This window comes from Streptomyces sp. D2-8 (genome assembly GCF_023184515.1).
GTDB lineage: Bacteria > Actinomycetota > Actinomycetes > Streptomycetales > Streptomycetaceae > Streptomyces.
Window position 1 is genome coordinate 335,349 of the sequence record NZ_JAAHBP010000007.1, and the last position, 22,469, is coordinate 357,817.

The following is a 22,469-nucleotide window of genomic DNA, read 5'->3' on the forward strand; positions in this document are numbered from 1 at the left end:
CGTACGGGGGTCGAGCATGTCGATACGGATAGTCCTCGCTGGTGATCACCAACTCGTACTGGAGGCCTTCGCCGAGACGCTCAACGGCGTCGACGGGCTGGAGGTCGTCGGGCTGGCCACGTCGTACGACTCCGTCCAGCCGGCCGTGGAGCGGCACCGGCCGACGGTGTTGCTGCTCGGCGAGTCCACGATGGGTGGGAAGGCGCTGCGCGTCGCCACCGACGTGCGGAGCCGGCATCCCCGGTGCGGGGTCGCCCTGATGGTCGGGGCGGCGACGTCGTCGGTGGTGGACCGGGCCGTGGCGGCCGGTGCGCTGGGCGTCGTGCCGAAGAACGCCCGGCTGCCCCAGCTCGTCACGACGCTGATGGGCGTCGCGGGCGGCTGTCTGACGGTCGACCCGTCGCTGCTGCGGCCGGTCGCCGTCGGTGAAATGTCGCTGAGCACACGGGAGATGGACGTGCTGCGGCTGACGGCCGGCGGGGCGACGGTGAAGGAGATCGCGGGCGAGCTGTATCTGGCGGCGGGCACGGTACGGAATCTGACGTCCGCCGCCATCAAGAAGCTCGGTGGGCGCAACCGGTTCGACGCGGCGCGGATCGCCGGGGAACACGGGCTGCTGTGAGGCCCCCGCGGGCGGTGGGCGAACGCGCGCCGGCCCCGGCACATGGGGTGCCGGGGCGGGGCGTCGGTGCCGTGCGCTCGCTGGTCAGGTTCGTGCGGTCGCTACGGCGACGGGTGTGCGGTGCGGTGCCTGTGTCACTTCTCCAGGCAGAACTCGTCGATCGGGTAGCCGACATGGCGGTCGGCCGTGGGCAGGTGCCCGAGGATGGTGTCGCCCGGCTTCAGCTCCGTGGAGTTGAGGACCGCGGCGTTCGGGCCGAGGACGCGCACGTGCCAGTCGTCCTGGAGGATCAGGTTGACCGACTGCCCGCTCGGGGCGACCGCGTCGATGGAGATCAGCGGACGGGTCTCGATCTTGACGCGGCCGACGCTGACGGGCCGGGTGCGGCCCTTGACGTCGACGGCGAGCACCTTGCTGCCGGCGTGGAGTTCGCTCAGGTAGTGGGTGCGGCCGGCCTGCGAGACGGTGTACGAGTGCAGGGCGCCGGCGTTGACCCGGAACGGGCGGGTCGGCATGTACGGCAGCGGGTGGGTCTCGCTGACGCACAGCACCATGCCCTTGGAGTGCGAGCCGACGAGGATGCCCTCGTCCTTGCGGAAGTGGGTCGTGGTGTCGACGCAGGCCCGCTCGCCCATTCCGATGTGCGTGGTCCGGGTGACGGTGAGTTCGACCAGGTCGATCTCACCGCCCCGGGCGCTGGCCGCGGTGCGCAGGGCCGTGGCGTCGCCGACGGTGTTGGCCCGCATCAGGACGCCGTCCGAGCCCAGTTCCAGGACGCCGTAGATGATCTCGGCCTCCTCGGTGTTGGACGCGGTGGTGATGATGGAGCCGGGGGCGCCGGTGGCGGCGGCTATCACGATCTCCAGCGGGATCTTGGTGGGGTCGCGGAAGTCCAGCACGCTCCACGGCTCCAGGCGGGCCGCGAGGCAGGCGTCCTCCAGGGTGTCGGCGTCGACGATCTCCACGTAGCGGCCGAACTCGACGTCCGGGTGGGCCTCCTGGAGCGCGGCCCGTTCCTCGCGGGGGCCCGGGACGACGACCAGGTCGGCGGCGCCGAGGTCGGCGGGGACGGCGTCGAGGCCGTCCTCGAAGAGCAGGACCTTGCGGACGGTGGGCGGCAGGCCGGCGAAGACGGCCGGGTCGGCGGCGACGATGCCGTCGATGCGCTGGTGCAGGGCCTCTTCGAGTACGGCCTGGGTAGCGGTGCCGGCGCGTCGGATGTCAAGCCAGCACAGTTTTGCGTCCGTCATGATGCGGACCTCCTGTCGGGTGTGAGGTGTACGAAGGGTCGGAGAGGTGGTGCGTGTCGTGGTCGAGCGGGGAGCCGGGCGCGCCGGCCGGGGCGTCCAGGTGATCGGGGGTCAGCCGCTCGGCCCGGTGCGCGTCGGCCGGGAAGGCGAGCGGGGCGAAGTGCTGCTCCGGGAAGTGGTGGATCAGCCGGGCGACCTTGGCGGCGAGCTGCCGTGGGTCGGAGGCCTGGAAGATGTTGCGGCCCATCGCCACCCCGCCGGCTCCGCCGGCCAGGGCGTCCCGGACGTAGGCCAGCACGTCCTCCTCGGTGGGCATCGCGGGACCGCCCGCGACCAGGACGGGCACCGGGCAGGCGGCGGTCAGGTCGAGCATCTCCGCGGTCGAGCCGAGGAAGACGGTCTTGACCAGGTCCGCGCCCAGGTCGGAGGCGACGGTGACGGCGTGCGCCACCAGGTCCGGGTCGCGCGGGTCGGTGACCCGGGGGCCGCGCGGGTACACCATGGCGAGCAGCGGCAGGTTCCACCGGTCGCAGGCGTCGGCGATCCGTCCGAGGTCGCCGATCTGCTGCCGCTCGTCGTCCGAGCCGACGTTGACGTGGACGCTCACCGCGTCCGCGCCGAGCCGGAGGGCCTCCTCGACCTGCGTCACCACGTACTTGGCGTCGGGGTCGAGCGCCTGGCTGGTGGACGCGTTGAGATGGATGATCAGCGACATCGCGGCGAACCGCTCCGGGCTGATGTGCCGGACGCTGCCCTTGTGCACGACGACCGCGTCCGCGCCGCCGGCGGCGAGCTGCCCGGCGAGGTGGTCGAGGCTCGTGCCCTTGGGTGCGACGGGCCCGTCGCTGATCGAGTGGTCGAGAGGGGTGATCATCAGGCCGGCCGTGCTGTGACGGTAGAGCCGCCGCAGCCTCAGTGACCTGGCGAAGTGGCCGAACGCGGTCATGGGATGCCCTTTCTGTTGCGCGGATCGGTACGCGTACGCCGGTCGGTGGCCCGGCGGGCGTCTGGTCCGGCGGAACCGCCGGGATCGGGCGGACCGGTACCGCGTCGCTCCGCGGGCGGCGGGGCGGGACCGCCGGTGGGGCCTGTCGGCGTCGGGCCTTCGGCCGGGGGGTGTCCCGCCGGGGGGCGTCCCACCGGAGGGATGGGCTCGGTCGGGCGCACCGGCCGCACCACGGACACGGGCCGCGTCGCGGACACCGGCTCCGTTGCGGGTACCGGCCGCGTGCCGGGTGCCGGCCGCGTGTTTGAGTCGGTGTCGCTCGTCGGCGGAGCGTTCCCCGCGGGGCGGATCCTCACCGGGGCCGTGACCTCGCGCAGCCGTGTGCGGTCCGGCTTGCCCGACGGGGTGAGGGGGAGTTCGGGCCAGACCGAGACGTCGACCGGGGCGTGTTCCGGGGTGAGTGTCGCGGCGACGTAGCCGCGCAGGTCGCAGGAGGTGTGGCCGGCGCCCGAGTGGAGTTCGACGGCGGCGTGGACCTGCTCCACCAGGTCCTCGTCGCGTACGCCGAACACCGCCGCCTGCCGCACCTGCGGATGCTGGAGCAGCGCCGCCTCGATGGCGGCCGGGTCGAGCTTGAGGCCGCCGTGCTTGATGACGTCGCCGACCCGGCCGTCCAGGCGGAGATAGCCGTAGCGGTCCCAGTGCCCGAGGTCGCCCGTGCGCAGCCAGCCGTCCCGGTAGGTCGCCTCGGTCAGCTCCGTGTCGTCGAGGTAACCGGCGGACACCGTGGGCGAGTTGATCCAGATCTCGCCGCTCTGCCCCCGGACCGGCGGGGCGCCCGAGTCCGCTGCCCGGATCTCGACACGCACCCAGGGGAAGGGCCGGCCGGCCGAGCCCAGCAGTTCGGGCTCGCGGTGGTCGAGCGGGGTGAGGCTGCTGATGCCGCCGGCCTCCGTGGTGCCGTACACCTGGATGAGTACGTCGCCGAAGACTTGGACCGCCTGCCGGACCCGTTCGGGGGCGGCCGGCGTGCCGCTGTAGGTGATGCGGCGCAGCGAGGACAGGTCGAACGAGGTGACCAGCGGGTGGTCCAGCAGGCGGTACAGGTGAGGCACCGCCAAGTAGACGTCCGTCACGCCCAGTTCGGCGATCGCCGCCAGGGTCGCGTCGGCGTCGAACTCGTCGTGCAGGACGACCGTGCCGCCTCCGCACAGCACGGCGTCGGCCATGGGTGCCGTCGTGTGGCTGACCGGCGTGACGGACAGCAGCGTCGCCGGGCCCCGGGGGTCGAGGCCGGAGGCCAGCCGGTGGACGAGGTGTTCGCGGGTGCCGTAGCGCTGCGCGACCATCTTGGGCCGGCCGGTGCTGCCGCTGGTGAAGTCGACGACGGCCAGGTCGTCGGGGTGCGGCGGCGGGGCCGGCGGCACGGTGCCGTGCCCGTCCGCCGTGCGCGGGATCGCCCGCACGGTCAGGCCGGGCCGCCGCCGCGCCAGCCATCTGCCGCGGGCCACGCTCTCCTCGTCCGTGTCGTCCACGAGCAGCAGCGACACCCCGAGGTCGCGCAGCAACCCGGTCTGGGTGGCGACCGAGAACGTCTCGGTGTCCGTGCGCGGGTTCATCGAGCGGACGTAGACGGAGGTGGCGCCGAGCAGATGGACGGCGTAGCGGGCGCTGAGCATCAGCGGGTGGTTGGGGCCGGTCAGGACGGCGACGGTGGTGCCGGGGCGGACGCCGTGGGAGTGCAGGAGCGCTGCGCTGCCCAGGACGGACGCGCGCAGTTCGCCTGCCGTCACCGTCCTTTCCGGCCGGTGCAGGACGACTCGGGTCGGGTCCCTTCCCAGCGCCGCGAGAACGCGGCGCGCATAGGGGCGGGGAATTGCTTCGGTGGTCATGGTCCTCCTCTCCACCGATTTCCGGGAATCAAGAGATCTTCATTTGCGCCATCATTCCCATGGCGCTGTGGTCGATCATGTGGCAGTGGTACGGATAGACACCGCGGTGCGAATCGAAGGTGAGCTGGAGTTTCGCTGTCTGGCCGGGAAAGAGCAGCACGGTGTCCTTCCAGCCGGTCTCCGCCGGATACGGCGGCTGCCCGTCCCGTTCGAGAATGCGGAACTGCACCAGGTGCGTATGGAAGTTGTGCGGCACGGTGGCGCTCTTGTTGGTGACCGTCCACACCTCGGTGCTGCCCCACTCGATGTGGGTGTCGATGCGGTCCGGGTCGAAGGTCCTGCCGTTGATGTAGGCCTGGTGGCCGCCGGAGCCGGGCTCGTCCATGGAGAGGTCGAAGCTGCGCTCCACGGTCGGCTTCGGCAGCGCAGGCAGCGTGGCGAGGGTGCCCGGCACCCTGCTGGTGTCGGCGGTGCGTTCGCCGATGTCGAACCGCATGACCTGGCCGACGAGTTCGGTCGGGCCGGGGCCCAGCATGTTGGCGAGGGTGAGCTTGGTGCCGGGCGCGTACGTCGAGAAGTCGACGACGAAGTCGATGCGTTCCCCCGGGGACAGGACCAGCACGGGCGTCTCGGCGGGGGCGGCGAGCAGGCCGCCGTCCGTGCCGATCTGCTGCACGGGGTGCTGGGTGGCCGACCCGTCGGTCAGCGCGAGGACGAAGATGCGCAGGTTGCAGGAGTTGACCAGCCGGAAGCGGTACTTGCGGGCCTCGATCTTCAGATACGGCCAGGGGCGGCCGTTGACCAGGATGGTCGTGCGGTTCTCCGCGTCGTCCATCGTGTAGACCAGCTGCGCGTTGTCGTCGAAGTGCGCGTCGCGCAGCACCAGCGGGATGTCGTACTTCCCGGACGGCAGGTCCAGCCGGCCCTCGGCGGGGTCGCGCAGCAGGTAGAGGCCGGACAGGCCCCGGTAGACGTGCTCGGACTCCATGTGGTGCGCGTGGTCGTGCGTCCACAGGGTGGCGCCGGGCTGCTCGTTCTCGTACACGTAGGTCCGCTTGCGGCCGGGCGCGATGGTGTCCATCATCCCGCCGTCGTGCGCCACCGGGTTGTTGCCGCCGTGCAGATGCACCGAGGTCGGCATGTCCAGCGCGTTGATCTGCTGGACGACGGTGGTCCGGCCGGTGCGGGCGCGGATGGTGGGGCCCGTGAACGAGCCGTTGTAGGTCAGGGCGTCGGTGCGGGTGCCCGGCAGGATCTCCACACCGGCCCGGCGCATGGTGATCCGGTAGTGGTCGGCGGTCTTGGTGCGGCGGTAGGGGGCCAGGACCGGCGGGGTCGTCAGGGGCAGCGAGAAGGGTTCGACCGGGGCGGCCGCCGCGCCGGCCGGTGCGGCCTTCCCGGCCGCCGATCCGGCTGCCGCGACCGGCTGTCCGGCGGTGAGCGTCCGGAAGACCCCGCCCGCCGCGCCGACCGCGCCGACGGCGCCGGTGGTGAGGCCGAGACGTATCGCATGTCGACGACTGAACACGAGGTTTTCCTTCTCTGTCGGTGGTGGTGAAGGCTGAATTCGTGTTCCGAGCATGCGCTTCGGGTGCCGAATGTCCGAGCGAATGCCGTCGGCCCCTGTCATCTGTCACACATTCCATGACCTCGGTCATGAGCGGGAATGGTGACTGTCATTCTGTGCGGCCACTGCGGGAGGAGGGGGTGTAGCAGGCCGCACAGTGGATTCGGACTGTCCGTCCACACGAGTCCGAACCGGAGGCCCGATGAATCCCGCAAGCACGAAAGCGATCACTGAGAAACCCCCCAAACCCCCCGGGTTCACCGCCCGGGCGCTGCGCACCGATGTGCGGGTGACGTTCGACGACGGCACGGACACCGCGCTGCTCCGGGGGCCCGCCACCTCTCTCGCCCTGCGCCCGGTGCGCGGCCCGCTGCGTACGGTGCTGCTCCGGCTGGCCGGGGGCCCGCTGCCGCGCGAGGAGTTGTACGAGGGTCTCGACGCCGCCGGACGGGAGCGGGCCGACGCCCTGCTGGACCGGGCCGGGCAGCTGCTGGCGTACAGCGTGCTGACGCACGACGAGTCGCCGCTGCGGCGGGAGTTGGTCCGGCTGGAGCCGACCGCGCGGGACGCCGTGCACCGGGTCGTGGACGTGGCCGCCGGCGACCGCGTCCGCCTCTCCCGGTTCGCGTTCTGCCGTACCCGCGAGGGCGTGCTCGTCCTGGAGTCACCGCTGGTGAAGTTCCGCGCGGTGCTGGTCGACCGGGCCGCCCGTGAACTCGCCGCCGCCCTGGGGCAGCCGGGCCGGGCGGGGAGCTCCGGGGAGGTCACCGGGCTGAGCCGGGCGGAGACCCTCGACGTCCTGGCCCATCTCGTCGGGCTGGGCTTCGCCGAGGTCGCCGGCCCGGACGGGACGTTCGCCTCCGACACCGAACCGGTGCTGCGGCAGTGGGACTTCCACGATCTGCTGTTCCACTCGCGCGTGCGCTCCGGGCGCTACGACGGCGTCTTCGGCGCCGTCTACCCCTACCGGGGCGAGATCGATCCGCAGCCCGCCGTGAAGCCCGCGCCGCCCGGCCCGGTGACCGCTCTGCACCGCCCGCGCCGCGCCGAGCTCGACGCCGCCGACCCGTCCCTGACCGCCGCCATCGAGTCCCGCCGCTCCCACCGCACCTTCGGGGAAAGGGCGTTGACGGCGCGCGAGCTGGGCGAGTTCCTGTACCGGGTGCAGCGCGTGCGCGTGCACCGCACCCCCGGTCCGGACTCCCCCGGCGAGGACGAGGTCGTCTCACGGCCGTACCCGAGCGGCGGCTCGCTGTACGAACTGGAGCTGTACGTCACGGTGTTGCGCTGCGACGGGCTGGAGCCGGGCATCTACCACTACGACTCCTACGCGCACCGCCTGGTCCTCGTCAGCGCCGAGGAGGCCGGCCGGCGGGAGCTGCTGGGTGTGGCGTCCCGTTCGGTGGGCTTCGAGGTCCAGCCGGACGTGCTCTTCACGGTGACCTCGCGGTTCCAGCGCATGGCGTGGAAGTACCGGGCGATGGCCTACGCGACGACGCTGCGGCACACCGGTGTGCTCTACCAGACCATGTATCTGGTGGCCACGGCGATGGGCCTGGCGCCCTGCGGGCTGGGCAACGGCGACGCCGACCTGTCGGCGAGGGTGCTGGGCCTGGACTACCTCCGGGAGTCGTCGGTCGGCGACTTCCTGCTGGGGACGCCGGCCACCGGCACCGAGCTGCCCGCGGACCCGGGCGAGGAATGGCACATGGTGAACAGCCCTGACTGGGCAATTCCGCTCGACGGCCCCGGAAAGCCGGGCGGCGGCGAAAAGTCATCCGCCCCGTGATAAATGTCAGCCGGCGGCCGCGAACCCTGGCGCCGGGATGACAGCCCGAGCAATATGGATGTCAGAGCCGGACGGAAGTGAAAGAAATTCCGGAAGGCGACCAGGAATTCATGGCCGGGATTTCCGGTGACGGAACTCCCCGGCCTCGACGAAAGGAATGCGACATGACCGCCAAGGACATCAAGAACCAGGACGCGGACAAGGCGTTCGAGGGCTTCGACGCGGACGAGCTGGAGACCCTCGAGGTCACCGACGGCGTCGCCCTGCCCGAGATGGGCGCCTCCAGCGGCTCGATCGGCACCTCCTCCTCGTCCTCCAGCACCTGCTCGGCCTGCTGAACCACTCACCCCGGATCTTCGGAAGGATTTCGACATGACCGCCAAGGACATCAAGAACCAGGACGCGGACAAGGCGTTCGAGGGCTTCGACGCGGACGAGCTGGAGACCCTCGAGGTCACCGACGGCGTCGCCCTGCCGGAGATGGGCGCCTCCAGCGGCTCGATCGGCACCTCGTCCTCTTCGTCCAGCACCTGCTCGGCCTGCTGAACCGGCGTCAGCGCGTAAGCACCACAGCCTGAACGCAGAAGGATGCGCCTGTCCGGCCTCGGCCGGTCGGGCACATCCTTGCGTTCAGCCGGAGAACGGCCGTCAGCCGCGCACGGCCAGGTGGTACGACGAGGCCCACAGCACCACGGCGCTGCCCAGGCCCACCACGATCCGCACGGTCTCGCTCGCGAGGCCGGCCGCGACGAGCACGAACCCGGCGACCGCGACGGCGGTCAGCAGCGACGCCGTCCACCGGTACTGCCACTGGTCGTACAGGCGGGCGAGCGGGAAGAAGTGCAGCCCCACGACGAGGGCGATGCCCGCGGGGATGACCTCGGGCCGGCCCGCGGCGTTGGACGCGGCGATGACGGCGAAGATGGCCGCCAGCTCCACGGTGTTGACGATGCCCACGCCGCGCGCCCAGTTCGCCGGCAGGTTCACCGTCCGGGGCGAGGGCGCGGCGTCCTTGCGGTACCCCAGGTAGATCGCCGCCGCGGTGAGCAGCAGCGCGGCCACCTCGATGCCGAGCGGTGCGACGTCCGTCGCCGAGCCGGTCCCGGAGGCCGCCGCCACGGCCCACATCAGGCCGAACACGGAGAGCACCAGCACGCCTCGGCGGCGCAGGTTGCGGGTGAGGGCGACGCACTCGGCGTCCGTGGCGGACGGGGTGGGGGGTGTGGTGGGGGACGTAGATGTCACTCGCGGAGAATACACCTGCCGACCTGCCTTCTTGACGGTTTCGGCCAGCCCGCCGCACCCTCGAAACGGAATACAACATTCCGACCCCAATCCCGTAGTCGGGCGTCACGGAAACGATGACGTATGTAAGCGCCGGACCGTTTTCCCTTCCGGCTCGAATTCCCGGCACCAATCATGTGATTCAGGTTCTCGAATTCATTGTGGCTCTTCTCGGAAGGTGAAAGGACATGGGGGTTCACGCTCCGGAGCGCATTGCCGTGAGGCCGGATTCCGCCGGCCTGACGGGGGTGCGACTCCATACCCGGATGCCGGTGACACCGGCCTGGCTGGCCCGGCACGTCGTCCCGGTCGCCCGCGCACTGGGCGAGCGGGGCGTGCCCGGCGTGCAGGTGCGCCGCGGCTGGCTGCACGGACCGCACGTCGACGTGCTCGCCCCGGCCGGCGCGGTGCCGCCCGGCGGCGCCGTCGACTGGGCGGCGATCGAGGCCGCGCTGGACGCCGGCCCCCTCGACCCGGCCCGGGCGCTGACCGAGGAGGTGTATCTGGACCAGGCCCGCGAGTTCGGCCGCCTCGAAGCGGTGGAGCCGCCGTACCTGCCGCTGCGGGAGCACGGCGCGGTGCTGCGCGTCGCACCCGGCGATCCCGCGCTGCGCTCCCGGGAGCCGCGCCTCGACGCCCTGCGCACGGTCGTGTACGGCGCCCTCGCGACACCGGTGCTGACGATGATCGAGGGGATGGCCGAGGAGCCGGGCAGCGGCACGGTCCGCCTCGCGGAGGCGTTCGCCGCCCTCGTCGACACCCATGCCCTGGGGCCGGCCTACGGGGTGTTCTCGCCCCGCTCGCACGTGGAGGCCTTCCTCGCCTGGGCGGCCCCGCGCAAGGACATGCGCCCGGTCTTCCGGGAGCGGCTCGCCAAAGAAGGGCCCCGCATCCGCGAGGTCGTCGAACAGCGGCTGAGCGGCGCGGTGTCCCCGGCGGCCGCCCAGTGGCGCACGGCGTTCGCCTACGGCGCCGGGGTCCTGGACCACGCGGTCGCCACCGGCGCCCTCACCCCGGACCTGCTGGACTCCGTCACCGACGGCGTCGACCGCAGCCGGATGGGCCCGCCCGGGGCGGAGGCGGTGGTGCCGACCGGCGAGCAGCCGGACACCGACTTCCACCGGACCGTGCACGGCTCGGGGGCGATCAGCACCCCGTCCCCGTTCTTCGCCGCCTACCGCCTGCTGACGAACCTCTTCTACCAGCAGCTGCCCCTGCTCACGGTCTCGCCGATGCAGCGCTACTACATGTGCTTCGCGCTCGCCGAGACCGTCGACGAGGTGCTCGGCAGCAGCTGGCGGGAGCGCTTCACCGCCACGCGACCGACGGGAGCCCCGCGATGACCAGCCCCGAACCCCAGTGGTTCCTGCGCGTCAACCCGCTGCGCAGGGCCCGCCTCGCCGACCCGGAGCAGCGCCGCCTGCTCGGTGAACTCGCCACCGCAGAGGCCGAGTTGGCCGAAGCCGCCGAGGTGTGCTCGCAGGAGCTGTACGAGCGGATCGGCGCGGCCGCCTCGGACACCGAGCGGCGTGAACTCATCGCGCTGCGCCGCGCCATCCACAACGGCCGCGCCCCCAAGAAGACGCCCGAGAGCCTCGAAACCACCCCCTCGGTGACCCGCTGGCTGGCCGCCTGGACCGGGCGGGAGCGGCTGCGCACCACGATCACGCAGGGCTACCCGGCCGCCGCCGACCGCGAACGGACGGTGCTGGCCGCCCTGTTGGGTGACGGGGACCTGCTGCGCTCCCTCGCTCTCGTCGCGCCCGAGGTGCACCAGGAGGCCGAGCGCTACCGGGCCGCGGTCGAGGGCCCGGGCAAGGTGTCCGCCCGCACCCGCAAGTCCGAGCGCGGCCTGATCCAGTACGTGACCCGGGCGATGGTGCGCACCAGTCCGCTCTCCCGGTTCACCGCGGTGGGCATCGCCGAACCGGCCCCGGCCGGCGACCCGGAGGCCGTCCGCCCCGGTGAGGTGCCCTTCACCGGCGCGCGGGCCGTACCGGGCCTGGACCGGGTCATGCTCCACTACGTCCTCGGCGGCCTGCCCACCGGCGACACCGACCTGACCGGACTGTGGGTGGGGATGCCGCCCACCTCGCATCCCGATCCGGAGGCGGGCAAGCTCTTCTTCCTGAAGTTCTCCGAGCAGGGCATGCACCGCCTCGCGGTCCCGCTCGACGGGCCCGTGGGAGATCTGCTCGACGCGCTGTCGATGGGGCCGCGCAGGTTCCCGGCGGTCGTCGCGCATGTCGCCGCCCGGGCCGGCTGCTCCGCCGAGGAGGCCGAGGGCCGCGTACGGCAGGCCCTGCGGCAGGGCGTGCTGTGCACGTTCAGCCGGCCCGAGGAGCAGACCGCCGCGAGCGACTACGACGACCTGCTGACGCTTCCCGACGCCGAGCAGCCGCCCGACGTACGGGAGTTGGCGCAGCGGGTGCGCGCCGGGCTGCCCCGGGTGACCGAGGCACCGGCCGCCGAGCGGGGCGCGCTGCTGGCCGGGCTGCGAGGCGACCTCGGCCGGTTCAGCCAGACGGCGGGCCGCCCGGCGCACATCACGGTCGAGGAGGACTACGTCATGCCGCCGCTGAAGGTGGCGGCCTCCGACTGGCACGCCCCGCTGGCCGACCTCGGCCCCGCGGTGGAGCTCCTGACCGTCTTCGACTGGCTGCACGACGTACGGGTCCTGATGACCGCCGCGTTCGTGGAGCGGTTCGGGGCCGGGGCGAACGTGCCGCTCGCCGAGCACGCGGCGTTCATCGTCGGGGAGGTCTCCCGGCGGGCCGCCGCGATGGCCGCCGTGTACGGGCCCGAGGGCACGGGCCAGGCCGCCGCGCTGTCCGGGATCGGACCGGCGGACGGCTGCCTGGAGCGCATGTACCTGCTGCGCCGCGAGCTGTCCGAGGAGGTGCACGCCCTCCTCACGAAGACGGCCCAGGCCGGTGAGGACACCCTCGGGCTCACCGCGGCGGACGTCGCCGAACTGACCCGGTCGCTGCCCGACCGCTTCCGCAGCGACCCGCTGATCTACGGCGTGCTGCTCCAGCAGGCCGGCGACCAACTCGTCCTCAACGACGGACTGCCGGGCCACGGCATGCTGTACGCGCGCTTCCTGGAGGCCGACCGCCGCCAGGGCGGCCACGCCCTGCCCCGCCTGGCCGGCCATCTGGACCGCTTCTACGGCCATGACGGCACGCGCATCACCGAGGACCTGGGCCTGCACCGCCTCAACGTCAACGCGCACACACCGGTGCTGCCCGGCGGCCTCACCGCCGAGGACTGGTTCTCGCTGCGCCTGGCGCACGACCCGGACACCGACACGCTGCGGGTCGAGGACGCGGACGGTGCCCCGCTGCGGGTGCTGCCGCTCGGCACGGGCCACCCGGGCCTGTTCCCGCCGCCGCTGTCGGTCGCCTCCGGCCTGGTGATCAGCGGTCGGCTCTTCAACAGCCTGCCCAACTCCTGGCACGCGGCGACCCCGTGGGACGGCAAGCAGACCCGCGTCGCACCGCGCATGGCCGTCGGCGACGTCCTCATCGGGCGCCGGCGTTGGTACGGCGGCACCGAACTGGACACGGCCGTGGCCGCCGGGCCCGACGAACACGAACGGCTCCTCTCCCTGACCGCCTGGCGGTCGCGTCACGACGTCCCCGAGGAGGTCGTCATCAAGTCGGCGCCGGACGACGAGGGGCCGCTGTCGGTGGGCGCTCCCGACGTCCAGTCCAAGCGCCTGGCGCAGAAGCCGCAGTACGTCGACCTGTCCAGCGCGCTCGCGGTGCGGGTCCTGCCGCGGATGCTGGAGCGCCGGGGGGCCGGCACCGGCTATCTGGAGGAGGCCCTGCCCGGCGTCACGGACGGCACGCACGCCACGGAGTGGGTGCTCGAGGTGGGGCGCAGGGCCGGAGGCCGCTTCGTGTACGACCCGGCGAACAACGGGGCAGCGGAAGGAGTCCGGCCATGACCGTGACCGATGTCGAGACGAGCCCGGCCGGGCCGGTTGCGGGTGCCGTGCCGCTCAAGGCCCGGCCCGGGCTGCACTACGCGCCCGTGCCGGGGGGCGTCTACTTCAGCGGGACACGCGGGCAGTTCGTGCTGCGCGGCTCGGAGCTGCTGTACGCGGTGGCGGACGGCTGCGTACCGCTGCTGCGGGCGGGTACGACGGAGGACGCCCTGGTCGCCGAGTTCGGCACCGAGCGGGCCCGGCCCGCCGTACGGCATCTCCTCGGCAAGCTCCGGGAGAACGGCCTGCTGCTGGACCCGGCCGCGCTCACCGAGCCGGAACCACCGGCCGAGCAGGCCGCCCGCCACGCCGACACGCTGGCCCGCCTCACCGCCCGCCTCGACGACCCGTACGCGGCGTTCGCCCGCCTGCGCCGGGCCCGGGTGCGGCTGCACGGCCCGACGACAGCGACGGCTCCGGCCCTGCGCGGACTGCGCCGGGCGGGCGTGACCGATGTGACGGCAACGGCCGTTCCGGAGACACCGACGCCCCTGGTCCCGGTCTGCGATCCCGCGATGTACGCGGACCCCGCCCTGCTGTCCGGCAGGAGCGGATCGGCCGGCGGATCCCGGGCACTGATGACCGCCGGCGGCCCGGCGGTGCGCACGCGACAGACTCCCGCCGTCGACCCGGCGGTGCACCACCCCCTGACTCCCGCCGGCGACCCGGCGGTGAACCAACCCGGTACACGAACTCCCGTCGGCGGCCCGGCGGTGAAGGAACAGGGTGCTGGAACTCCCGTCGGCGGCCCGGCGGTGACGGCACCCGTGACGACCGAGGGCGTGCCCAGGGTCGTCGTCGAGTTTCTCGACGGTGACCGGACGTGGACCGAGGAGGACGGCACGCTGCACGTGCCCGTGCTGCTCGGGCCCGGGCCGGTGCTGGTCGGCCCCGTCGGCATCGCACCGGGCGTCTGGGAGGTCTTCCGGGACCGGGCCAGGGCCTGGGCGGACGCCGAGGGCGTCGAGCCGGCGACCGGGCCGATCGCCCACTCCCTCGCGGGCGCGCTCGCCGCACAGCTCCTGACCGACACCCTCACGGGTGTCGCGGAGCCCGGTGAGGCCCACGTCGTGCACGGACCGGATCTGACGGCCGACCGCGTCACCGTCACGGGCGCCCCCGTGAGCGAAGCGGTCGCCGTCCGTCTCGACGACGCCCCCGCCGAACCCCTCCCCGCCCCCGAGGCCGCCCTGGCGGCGGCCGGCGTCCTCACCGCCCGCTGGACCGGCCTCTTCGCCTCCGCGCAGGGCGAGGACCTTCCGCAGATGCCCCTCGCCCTGCGTGCGGCGGAGCACCGGGCGGACCGTACGGGCACCGTCACCGCCTGGGCCGCCCACCAGGAGACGGCGGCCATCGCCGCCGCGCTGGCAGCCCTGCGCGACCACGGCACCGACGCGTCCGGCATCCCGGCGGCGGGCCTCACCCGCGAGCACTGGCTGCTGGACGGTGCCCTGCGCCGACTCGCCCGGGAGGAAGGGGCCGTCTCCGGCGAGGATCCCCCGCTGCACGCCGAAGGCCGCCGTATCTCCGCCGAGTTGCGGGCACTGCTCGGCGGGGCCGAACCCGTCCTCGCCCTGGCCCGGTACACCGGGGTCGGCTGGCCGCTGGCCGAGGTCACGGTCGACGGGCGGCCGCTGGGCGCCGGCTGGGGCCCGACCGCCGTCGACGCGACGTACGCCGCGCTGTGCACGGCACTGGCCGTCACGCAGACCGGCGGCACGGCCGGCCCGCTCTCCACCGACGCCCTGCTGACGGCGGACGACACCGCCCGGGCCGCGCTGCGGGAGCAGCTCACGGCGCTCGCCGTCCACGGGGGACAGCCCCGCTGCACCGACCCGGTGCTCGGCGAACTTCCCTTCTGGCGCGGCCCGGTGACCGCCCACGCCGTCCCCACGACCGCCGAGGAGGCCACCGATGCCGACGACCACTGAGCCGTTGACCGCCGTGCGGGCCGGCCCCGCCCTGCCCCGGACGGCGCACGAGGACTGGCTCCCCGCCCTCATCCCCCTGGCCCGCACCACCGGGGCCTCCGTCTCCGTCAACCTCGGCTGGGACCTGGACTGGGAACGCGACCGCGTCACCCGGGCGCGGGGCGCGCACCTGTCCGTGCGGGTGTACGACGACGAGGTGATGGTGGGACCCCTGTGGGTGCCGGACACCACCTCCGGCTGTGCCGCCTGCGCCGAGGTGCGCGAACGCACCGTCCTCGACCACCCGCTCGTGGGCGACCTCACCCAGGCCACCCGCGTCCCCGCCGCGCCCGCCCCGCTGCTGCCCGAGCTCCTGCGCACCGGCCTGGCCCACCTGGCCGACCATCCCCTCGCGCCGGGTGAGGCCTACTCGGTGACGGTCCGCGGCACCCGCCGGCACCGCATCGCCCGCAGCTTCCACTGCCCGGCCTGCGGCCCCTCCCCCGCGGACCTGACGACCACCGCGGCCCCCGCGCCCCGCCCGCTCCGCTCCCGGCCCGCCGTACCCGGCGACGCGACCCGCACCGCCGCGAGCCGTCTCGTCGAGCCCGGCTTCCTGCGGGACCGGCTCGTCGACGACCGCTTCGGGCCGGTCCGCGCGATCCTGCGCGAGTCGCACGCCCCGTTCGCGATGAGCATGGCCGTCGTCGCGGACGCCCCGGCGATGGGCCACGGCAGGGCCCGTACCTTCGCGGAGACCGAACCGGTCGCCGTCCTGGAGGCGTACGAACGGCTCGGCGGCTACCCCTACGACATCCCCCTGCTGACCGGCCGCTCGTACCGCGAGGTCGCCGAACAAGCCGTCGACCCGGGCCGGCTCGGCCGCTACACCGCCGAGCAGCTCGCCCACCCGACCAGCCGGGCCACGCCGTTCACGGCCGACACCCCGATGGACTGGGCCTGGGGTCACGACCTGGCCGACGGCACTCCCCTGCTGGTCCCCGCGGACCACGCCTTCTACCAGTACGAGTACGCCTTCCGCCGCGACCGGCGCGCGGCGCGCGTGGCCGGTGCCGCGAACCGCCGGCACTACTTCTTCGACTGCTCCAGCGGCTGCGCGGTCGGCGCCAACCACGAAGAGGCCGCCCTGCACTCCCTCTTCGAACTCGCCGAGCGGGACGCCTTCCTGACGTCCTGGTACCGGGCCGAGCCGCTCCCCCACATCCCGGTCGGCACCCTCACCGACCCCACCAGCCGGGCCATGGTCGAGCTGATCCGGGCCCGTGGCTACGACGTCCATCTCCTGGTCGCCACCCGGGACATCGGCCTGCCGGTGGTGTGGGTGATCGCCGTGAACGAGAAGGACCCCTTCCCGGCGACCTTCTCCTCCGCCGGTTCGGGCGCCGAGCCGGAGTCCGCGATCCGCGGCGCGCTGCGCGAGGTCGCCCAGCTGGTCACCAACCCGGTCGACTGGACGCGTGAGCAGGTCGAGCGGATGGTCGAGGACCCGTGGCTGGTGGAGGAGTTGGAGGACCACGTCCGCTTCTCCTCCATCCCCGAGACCCGCGACCGCGCCCTGGCCGGACTCGGCGGCCCGGCCGTCACCCTGGAGGAGGCGTTCCCGGACTGGCCGGGACGGCTGGAGCGCGCGGCCGGCGGCGACGTACGCGGCACCCTTCAGTACGTGGCCTCGCTCTTCGCCGACGCGGGCCTGGACCGGATCGTCGTCGTCGACCAGACCAGCCGGGAGCACGCCGACGCCGGTATCGCGGTCGCCCGTGCCGTCGTGCCCGGCATCGTGCCGATGTGCTTCGGCCACGCCCAGCAGCGCCTGGACGGACTGCCCCGGCTGCGCGCCGCCCTGCGCGGCACGGGCCAGGAGCACCGGGCGATCCCCTACGACCCGCACCCGTTCCCGTGACGGCCCCCGCCGAGCCCTGGACGCGGCGCGCCCCGGTCGACCTGCCGGGCCCCGAGGGCGACAACAGCATCGCCCGCGAGCCCCTGTGGTACGCCTACGGCGCCGGCGACGACCGCCCGGAACCACCGCCGTGGACCTGGGCGGCCACGCCCCCGCCCGACTCCCATGTGCCGCCACCGCCACCGCGCCCGGCGGGGCCGTCGACCCCGCTGCCGACCGGCACGACCGACCGCCTGTCCGCGATCCCGTACCCCCGGGTCCCGGCGCCCGGCCCGGCCTCGCCGGACGCCTTGGCCCACGCCCTGACGGCCACGTTCGCCCCTGTGCGCCGCGAACCGGAGAACCCGTACAACGAACACCGCCCCTACGCCTCACCGCGCTGCCTGTTCCCGGTCCATGCCTTCGTGGGGGACGGCGAGTCCTGGCGACTGCTGGAACCCACCCGGCACGCCCTCACGGGCCGGGGCACGGGACCCCCCACGCGCATGGTCCTGACCGGCCGCTACACCGCGATCCCGCGGGCGTACCAGTGGTTCCGGGGCTCGCTGGTGGCGATCGAGACGGGCATGGTGCTGCGCGCGCTGAGCCTGGGCCTGGAGCTCTTCGGGGTGCCGGCGACACTCACGCCGCCGACCGAGGACGGACCGGAGCTGCTGCGCGAACTGGGCGTGGACCACACCTGGGAGTGGTCGCTGCCGTGGCTGGTCGACGTGGACCGGCCACCCCCCTCGGTACACCGACCGGCTGAGCCGGAACCGCCGGCCCCCGAAGGGGATCCGTCCCTCAGGGATGTGATCGACGTCAACAGAAGGTCCTTCAGGGGCGCGGGGAACTGCGCGAGCAGCCACAACGCACCCGCACGACTCACGACAGCCGCACCCCCCGCCCTCCTCGACTCCCCCCACACCCCCACCTGGTCGGACCTCCTCTGGCACCGCCACTCCGGCCGCATGCCCAGAGCCCTGCACGGCATGGACTCGGCGAAGTGCCTCACCCCCCTCCCCCACCGCACCCTGACCACGGCCCTGGCGTGGCTCGGCACTCCCCCACCGCACCCCTCCCTCGCCGCCGCCTTCGACGCGGTCACCGTCACGGCCGTCGTCCAGCACATCGACGGCCACACCCCCGGGATACACCGCGTCCACGACGGCACCGCACACCTGCTCCGTTGGGACCCCACCGCCCCCGCCGGCCTGGAGGCCCACTACGGCTACGGTCTGACGCCGGTCAACGGCTGCGGTATCGCCAACGCCCCCCTCACCGTCTTCTTCTCGGTCCGCCCCCGCGAACTGTTCGCCCGCTTCGGCCCCGCCGGCTGGAGCGCCGCCCAGCACGCCTGCGGCTGGGCGGTCCACGGACTCTGCCTGGCGGCCGCAGCGGAGGGCCTCTTCGCCCGGCCGGTCCGGGCGTTCAAGGAGATCCAGACCAAGGACGTCATCGGCCTGGGCGAGGACGAGACGATCGTCCTGTCGGCGGTGGTGGGCGTACCGCGCGAGACCGGGGGTGCCGTGCTGGACCTGCGTACGTAAGGCCCTGGATCAGCCCTCCGACCGGACAAGGAACCCGCATGCCCACCACACCGCACGACTGGAGCGCCTGGCACCTGCACCTCGGCACCACGGCCCGCAGCGCCCACGACCGCGTCCTCACGGACGTCATCGGCCCCACGGTCGGCGAAATCCCGCCCGGCACCCCCTGGTTCTTCATCCGCTACTGGCAGTCGGGGCCGCATCTGCGGCTGCGGATCGCGGGCCTGTCCGCGGACGCGCGGGCGCGCGTGGAGCAGGCCCTGCGCGACCGGCTCACCGAGGCGGGCCGGCTCTCGCCCGGTGAGGAACCGCTGGCGGAGGAGGCCTACCGGCAGGGCGCGTCCCGGCTCGCCGCCGCCGGGGAGACCGGCGTCAACACCTCCGTCCACGCGCTGCTGCCGCCCGGCGTGCACCGCGCCGACTACGACCCGGAGCACGAGCGCTACGGCGGCCCCGCCCTGATGCCGGCCGCCGAGTCCCTCTTCCACCTCTCCAGCGAACTCGTCCTGCGCCTGGCCCCGCTCGTCACCTCCGAGGCCCGGCGCGCCCGGCTCGCCCTGCGCGGCACGCTGTCCGCCGCGGTCGCCCTCGGCGGCCCGGACGAGCGGGCCCACTACTTCGCGCGCGGCCGGGAAGCCTGGCGGGCGTGGGCGGCCGACGCCGGGCACCCCGCCGAGCTGCTGGACCGGATCACCAGGGTCGACCAGGACCCGGCCGCGGCGGGCGTTTCGCCGGACGCGCACGGGCCGTTCACCGGCTGGTACGAGGCTCTGGCCGCCCATGCCGGCGAGATCCGGCGGCACTCGCCGGTCCACCCCGGCATGATCCTCTTCTCGCACGCGCACATGCTCCACAACCGCCTCGGCCTGAGCCTGCTGGAGGAACTGCGCACCTACGCCTGGCTGTCCCACGTCTTCCCCACGCCGGCACCGGCACCCGGGCTGGCGCCAACGGGGTGACCCCCCGCGCCCGTGGGCGCCCGCGCGGAGGCCCGGCCGGATTCCCCTTCCCGGCCGGGCCTCTTTGGCGTGCGCGCCGTGCGCCTCATCCCTCCCGCACGAACACGGCCCGCACCCGCACGAACAGTTCCGCCCCGACCAGCCCACGCATGCCGCCGACCCCGCAGGCGTGCCGGTCGACCCGGGCGGTGGCCCGTACGACGACCCGTTCGCCCTGCTCGGTGAGCTCGTCGACCGTGAACGCCACCGGGGTCGCACGGCCCTTGACCTCCAGCCGCGCTGTGAGGCTCAGGTCGTCCGCCAGGCCCTCACCGGCCAGACGCAGTTCGGGATGACGCTCGGCGTCCAGGAAGCGCGGGCCGCGAACCGCCGTGTCCCGCTGCGGGTTGCCGGTCTCGAAGCCCGCGGCGGCGACCGTGGTGTCGAGGCGGAGCAACGTGCCGTCCGGGGCGAGTTCGACGCGGCCCGAGCGCACCGGGAACGAGCCGCGTACGGGCAGGAGGAAGAAATGCCGGCCGGTGAACTCCACGGTGGAGTCGTCCGGTTCGAGGAGCCACACGCCGGTCGGGGCCGGGTGCGGGCGGGTGGTGTGGTCGAGGGACATGGTGGGGTTCCTTCCGGAAGCGGGGGGGCCGGGACAAGCGCCGAGGGGGCCTCCAGGAGGCCCCCTCGATGGGTCGGGACGTGTCGCTCTACTCGGGGCGCGGGTCCCAGCGGAAGCTGCGCACGGCGATCAGGGCGCCGGCTACGCCCCAGGCCGCCAGCACGGCCAGTTCCTTCCACTGGAAGCCGCCGTGGTGCGCGAACGGCGCGAGCATGGCGTCGTTGAACGGCTTCACCGGCAGCAGCCCGGCGATGTTGTTCATGACGTCGGAGTGGATCGGGAAGTAGCTGCCGGAGATGAACACCAGCGGGAACTGGATGAACTGCACGACCGCGGGCGCCGCCTCCGAGTTGCGGATCAGCGAGGCCACGCCGACGCCGAGGGCGCAGAAGCTGGCCGCGCCGAGCACCAGGGTCAGCGCGAGGGCCGCCCAGTCGGCGGGCCACGGCACCCCGTACAGGCGCCCGATGCCGATGACCAGGGCCACGTCGATGACGCTGACGACGACGCAGTGCACGAGCAGCCCGGCGAAGTACACCCAGGCGGGCAGCGGGGTGGCGTGCAGCCGCTTGAGGACGCCGGTCTGCCGGCGCATGGCGAGGACGATCGCCAGCTGGCCGTAGCAGGCGCCCAGCACGGACACGGCCGCGATGGCCGGCGTGTAGTACTGCAGGCCGCTCAGGCCGAAGAAGAAGTCCTGGCCCTCGCTGCCGGCGAACACGGCGCCGAAGACCGAGATGATCACGATGGGCAGTACGAAGGTGAACACCATCGACTGCGGGTTGCGCCAGAACGACAGCTGTTCGTAGCGGATCTGATGGGCGAGCAGGGCGAGGGAGCCCCGTTCGCCCGGCCGTTCGCGTCCGGCGCGTTCGGCCCGCCGGGCGGTGGCGGTGGTCGTGGGGGGCAGGGTGCTGGTCATCGGCGGCTCCGTCCGGGTCGGCGCCCTCGGCGCGCACGCGCCGCCGAGGACGGTGTGCTGCCCCGCTCGGTGGACGGGGACGAGGCGTCCTGCTGTGCGTACGAACTGGTCAGCCCCAGGTAGACGTCCTCCAGGGTGGGCTGCTCGACGGTCAGCCGCTCCAGCGGCGTGCCCCGGTCCAGGGCCCAGGAGGTGAGCCGGTGCAGGGCGGCGGTCGGCTCCTCCGCCTCGGCGGTGACGAGACCGTCCTCGGCGTCGCTGACCGGGATCGGCACGTCGTCGATGGCGGCGCCGGCCGGCAGCGCGAACCGGATCCGGGCGAGCGCGCTGTCGCGTCCGCCGAGGGTGTCGGGCGTGCCCGCGGCGACGATCCGGCCGGCGGCGATGACGGCGACGGAGTCGGCCAGGGCCTGCGCCTCGTCCATGTAGTGGGTGGTCAGCAGGATGGTGGTGCCGGCGTCGCGCAGGCTCCGCACGACCTCCCAGGCGCCGCGGCGGGCGCCCGGGTCGAAGCCGGTGGTCGGCTCGTCGAGGAACAGCAGCTTGGGGTCGCCGATCACGCCGAGGGCGAGGTCGAGCCGCCGCTTCTGCCCGCCGGACAGGTCCTTGACCTTCGCCTCCCGCTTCTCCTCCAGTCCGACGAGGCCGATGACCTCGTCGATGTCGCGCGGGGCCGGGTAGTAGCCGGCGTTGCGGGCGATGGTCTCCCGCACGGACAGGTACGGCTCCACGGCGATGTCCTGGAGCACGAGCCCGATCTGTCCGCGCAGCCGGCGCCCGTCGGCCTTGTCGCCGGGGTCGCGGCCGAGGACCCGTACGTCGCCGCCGTCGCGGTGGCGGAAGCCCTCCAGGATCTCCATGGTGGTGGTCTTGCCGGCGCCGTTCGGTCCGAGCAGGGCGAAGATCTCCCCCTCCTCGACGGCGAAGTCGACGCCGCGCACGGCCTCGTGGTCCCCGTACTTCTTGAGCAGGCCCTCGACGGCCACCGCGGTCACCGCGGTCGCTCCACTTCTCGTTCGCGTGTCACCGCGTGCCTCCAGGTGTCGTAACCGGTCTTCTCCTTCCGGAAGTTAGGGCCGGGCGGGGGTGCGGCAGCAGGCGTGACGGGGGTTTCGATGACGTCCGTCACGCAGGCGGCGACAGTTGTCAGCAGGGCGGGGCATGACGTTGCCGCCCTTCGGCGGGCGCCACATGCTCGGGGACACGACCGATGACAGTGCGTCCACGCCGCCCGCATCACGACGGTGCGCGGACGGGGCGCGAAGACCCGGAAGGCGGTCCCT

Annotated in this window: 18 protein-coding genes; 10 read left to right on the top strand and 8 right to left on the bottom strand. The window is 73.5% G+C overall.

Going from position 1 to position 22,469, the window contains the following annotated elements:
• The first annotated feature begins 16 nt into the window (after positions 1-16).
• Positions 17-622: a response regulator transcription factor gene (locus G3I77_RS15250; protein WP_248504054.1), complete on the top strand. Its 606-nt coding sequence runs from the start codon at positions 17-19 to the stop codon at positions 620-622.
• A gap of 134 nt (positions 623-756) precedes the next feature.
• On the opposite strand, the gene G3I77_RS15255 is transcribed toward G3I77_RS15250, so the two are convergent.
• The 4 genes from G3I77_RS15255 to G3I77_RS15270 are packed head-to-tail and all read right to left on the bottom strand — an operon-like array spanning position 757 to position 6,238.
• Positions 757-1,872 (bottom strand): 3-dehydroquinate synthase II, encoded by a 1,116-nt coding sequence (locus tag G3I77_RS15255; protein WP_248504055.1) that lies wholly within the window; start codon positions 1,870-1,872, stop codon positions 757-759.
• Complete coding sequence (locus G3I77_RS15260) at positions 1,844-2,818, bottom strand: 2-amino-3,7-dideoxy-D-threo-hept-6-ulosonate synthase (protein ID WP_248504056.1); 975 nt, start codon at positions 2,816-2,818, stop codon at positions 1,844-1,846. Before G3I77_RS15260 ends, G3I77_RS15255 begins: the two co-directional genes overlap by 29 nt.
• Positions 2,815-4,710 carry a class I adenylate-forming enzyme family protein gene (locus tag G3I77_RS15265; RefSeq protein ID WP_248504057.1) on the bottom strand — a complete coding sequence of 632 codons (1,896 nt, stop codon included), beginning with the start codon at positions 4,708-4,710 and terminating at the stop codon, positions 2,815-2,817. Before G3I77_RS15265 ends, G3I77_RS15260 begins: the two co-directional genes overlap by 4 nt.
• A 28-nt stretch (positions 4,711-4,738) precedes the next feature.
• Positions 4,739-6,238: a multicopper oxidase family protein gene (locus G3I77_RS15270; RefSeq protein ID WP_248504059.1), complete on the bottom strand. Its 1,500-nt coding sequence runs from the start codon at positions 6,236-6,238 to the stop codon at positions 4,739-4,741.
• A gap of 241 nt (positions 6,239-6,479) precedes the next feature.
• Between G3I77_RS15270 and G3I77_RS15275 the strand changes: the two genes are divergently transcribed.
• The 3 genes from G3I77_RS15275 to G3I77_RS15285 all read left to right on the top strand — a co-directional run bounded on the left by G3I77_RS15275 (position 6,480) and on the right by G3I77_RS15285 (position 8,612).
• Positions 6,480-8,066 (top strand): SagB family peptide dehydrogenase, encoded by a 1,587-nt coding sequence (locus G3I77_RS15275; protein ID WP_248504062.1) that lies wholly within the window; start codon positions 6,480-6,482, stop codon positions 8,064-8,066.
• 164 nt (positions 8,067-8,230) lie between these two features.
• Positions 8,231-8,404, top strand: a complete 174-nt coding sequence (locus tag G3I77_RS15280; RefSeq protein ID WP_078615318.1) for a thiazolylpeptide-type bacteriocin — start codon at positions 8,231-8,233, stop codon at positions 8,402-8,404.
• Between the two features lie 34 nt (positions 8,405-8,438).
• Positions 8,439-8,612, top strand: coding sequence for a thiazolylpeptide-type bacteriocin (locus G3I77_RS15285; RefSeq protein ID WP_078615318.1), 174 nt, complete (start codon positions 8,439-8,441; stop codon positions 8,610-8,612).
• A gap of 102 nt (positions 8,613-8,714) precedes the next feature.
• Here G3I77_RS15285 and G3I77_RS15290 read toward each other — a convergent pair whose 3' ends face one another.
• Positions 8,715-9,311 (bottom strand): hypothetical protein, encoded by a 597-nt coding sequence (locus tag G3I77_RS15290; protein ID WP_248504064.1) that lies wholly within the window; start codon positions 9,309-9,311, stop codon positions 8,715-8,717.
• 305 nt (positions 9,312-9,616) lie between these two features.
• Between G3I77_RS15290 and G3I77_RS15295 the strand changes: the two genes are divergently transcribed.
• From G3I77_RS15295 to G3I77_RS15320, 6 genes are read left to right on the top strand one after another with little or no spacing between them, the layout of a single operon-like run.
• The gene (locus G3I77_RS15295; protein ID WP_248504273.1) at positions 9,617-10,693 is read left to right on the top strand and encodes a hypothetical protein; all 1,077 of its coding nucleotides are present in this window, start codon (positions 9,617-9,619) and stop codon (positions 10,691-10,693) included.
• Positions 10,690-13,302 carry a lantibiotic dehydratase gene (locus G3I77_RS15300; protein WP_248504257.1) on the top strand — a complete coding sequence of 871 codons (2,613 nt, stop codon included), beginning with the start codon at positions 10,690-10,692 and terminating at the stop codon, positions 13,300-13,302. Before G3I77_RS15295 ends, G3I77_RS15300 begins: the two co-directional genes overlap by 4 nt.
• A complete protein-coding gene (locus G3I77_RS15305; protein ID WP_248504069.1) occupies positions 13,299-15,272 on the top strand; it encodes a hypothetical protein in 1,974 nt (657 codons plus the stop codon). The genes G3I77_RS15300 and G3I77_RS15305 overlap by 4 nt, the downstream gene beginning before the upstream one ends.
• Positions 15,256-17,172 carry a TOMM precursor leader peptide-binding protein gene (locus tag G3I77_RS15310; protein WP_248504074.1) on the top strand — a complete coding sequence of 639 codons (1,917 nt, stop codon included), beginning with the start codon at positions 15,256-15,258 and terminating at the stop codon, positions 17,170-17,172. Before G3I77_RS15305 ends, G3I77_RS15310 begins: the two co-directional genes overlap by 17 nt.
• A complete protein-coding gene (locus tag G3I77_RS15315; protein ID WP_248504076.1) occupies positions 17,169-18,701 on the top strand; it encodes a nitroreductase family protein in 1,533 nt (510 codons plus the stop codon). The genes G3I77_RS15310 and G3I77_RS15315 overlap by 4 nt, the downstream gene beginning before the upstream one ends.
• Positions 18,702-18,739: 38 nt before the next feature.
• The gene (locus tag G3I77_RS15320) at positions 18,740-19,660 is read left to right on the top strand and encodes a thiopeptide-type bacteriocin biosynthesis protein (RefSeq protein ID WP_248504078.1); all 921 of its coding nucleotides are present in this window, start codon (positions 18,740-18,742) and stop codon (positions 19,658-19,660) included.
• A gap of 85 nt (positions 19,661-19,745) precedes the next feature.
• Here G3I77_RS15320 and G3I77_RS15325 read toward each other — a convergent pair whose 3' ends face one another.
• The 3 genes from G3I77_RS15325 to G3I77_RS15335 all read right to left on the bottom strand — a co-directional run bounded on the left by G3I77_RS15325 (position 19,746) and on the right by G3I77_RS15335 (position 22,181).
• Complete coding sequence (locus G3I77_RS15325) at positions 19,746-20,264, bottom strand: YceI family protein (RefSeq protein ID WP_248504080.1); 519 nt, start codon at positions 20,262-20,264, stop codon at positions 19,746-19,748.
• 88 nt (positions 20,265-20,352) lie between these two features.
• Entirely contained in the window at positions 20,353-21,186 is an 834-nt protein-coding gene (locus G3I77_RS15330) for an ABC transporter permease (RefSeq protein WP_248504083.1), read from the bottom strand.
• The gene (locus G3I77_RS15335) at positions 21,183-22,181 is read right to left on the bottom strand and encodes an ABC transporter ATP-binding protein (protein ID WP_248504085.1); all 999 of its coding nucleotides are present in this window, start codon (positions 22,179-22,181) and stop codon (positions 21,183-21,185) included. Before G3I77_RS15335 ends, G3I77_RS15330 begins: the two co-directional genes overlap by 4 nt.
• Between the last annotated feature and the right edge of the window lie 288 nt (positions 22,182-22,469).

Coding starts and splice junctions, on each gene's coding strand:
- G3I77_RS15320 (WP_248504078.1), top strand. CDS start 18,740: ATGCCCACCACACCGCACGACTGGAGCGCCTGGCACCTGCACCTCGGC.
- G3I77_RS15285 (WP_078615318.1), top strand. CDS start 8,439: ATGACCGCCAAGGACATCAAGAACCAGGACGCGGACAAGGCGTTCGAG.
- G3I77_RS15305 (WP_248504069.1), top strand. CDS start 13,299: ATGACCGTGACCGATGTCGAGACGAGCCCGGCCGGGCCGGTTGCGGGT.
- G3I77_RS15295 (WP_248504273.1), top strand. CDS start 9,617: ATGCCGGTGACACCGGCCTGGCTGGCCCGGCACGTCGTCCCGGTCGCC.
- G3I77_RS15310 (WP_248504074.1), top strand. CDS start 15,256: ATGCCGACGACCACTGAGCCGTTGACCGCCGTGCGGGCCGGCCCCGCC.
- G3I77_RS15275 (WP_248504062.1), top strand. CDS start 6,480: ATGAATCCCGCAAGCACGAAAGCGATCACTGAGAAACCCCCCAAACCC.
- G3I77_RS15260 (WP_248504056.1), bottom strand. CDS start 2,818: ATGACCGCGTTCGGCCACTTCGCCAGGTCACTGAGGCTGCGGCGGCTC.
- G3I77_RS15300 (WP_248504257.1), top strand. CDS start 10,690: ATGACCAGCCCCGAACCCCAGTGGTTCCTGCGCGTCAACCCGCTGCGC.
- G3I77_RS15255 (WP_248504055.1), bottom strand. CDS start 1,872: ATGACGGACGCAAAACTGTGCTGGCTTGACATCCGACGCGCCGGCACC.
- G3I77_RS15325 (WP_248504080.1), bottom strand. CDS start 20,264: ATGTCCCTCGACCACACCACCCGCCCGCACCCGGCCCCGACCGGCGTG.
- G3I77_RS15250 (WP_248504054.1), top strand. CDS start 17: ATGTCGATACGGATAGTCCTCGCTGGTGATCACCAACTCGTACTGGAG.
- G3I77_RS15280 (WP_078615318.1), top strand. CDS start 8,231: ATGACCGCCAAGGACATCAAGAACCAGGACGCGGACAAGGCGTTCGAG.
- G3I77_RS15265 (WP_248504057.1), bottom strand. CDS start 4,710: ATGACCACCGAAGCAATTCCCCGCCCCTATGCGCGCCGCGTTCTCGCG.
- G3I77_RS15330 (WP_248504083.1), bottom strand. CDS start 21,186: ATGACCAGCACCCTGCCCCCCACGACCACCGCCACCGCCCGGCGGGCC.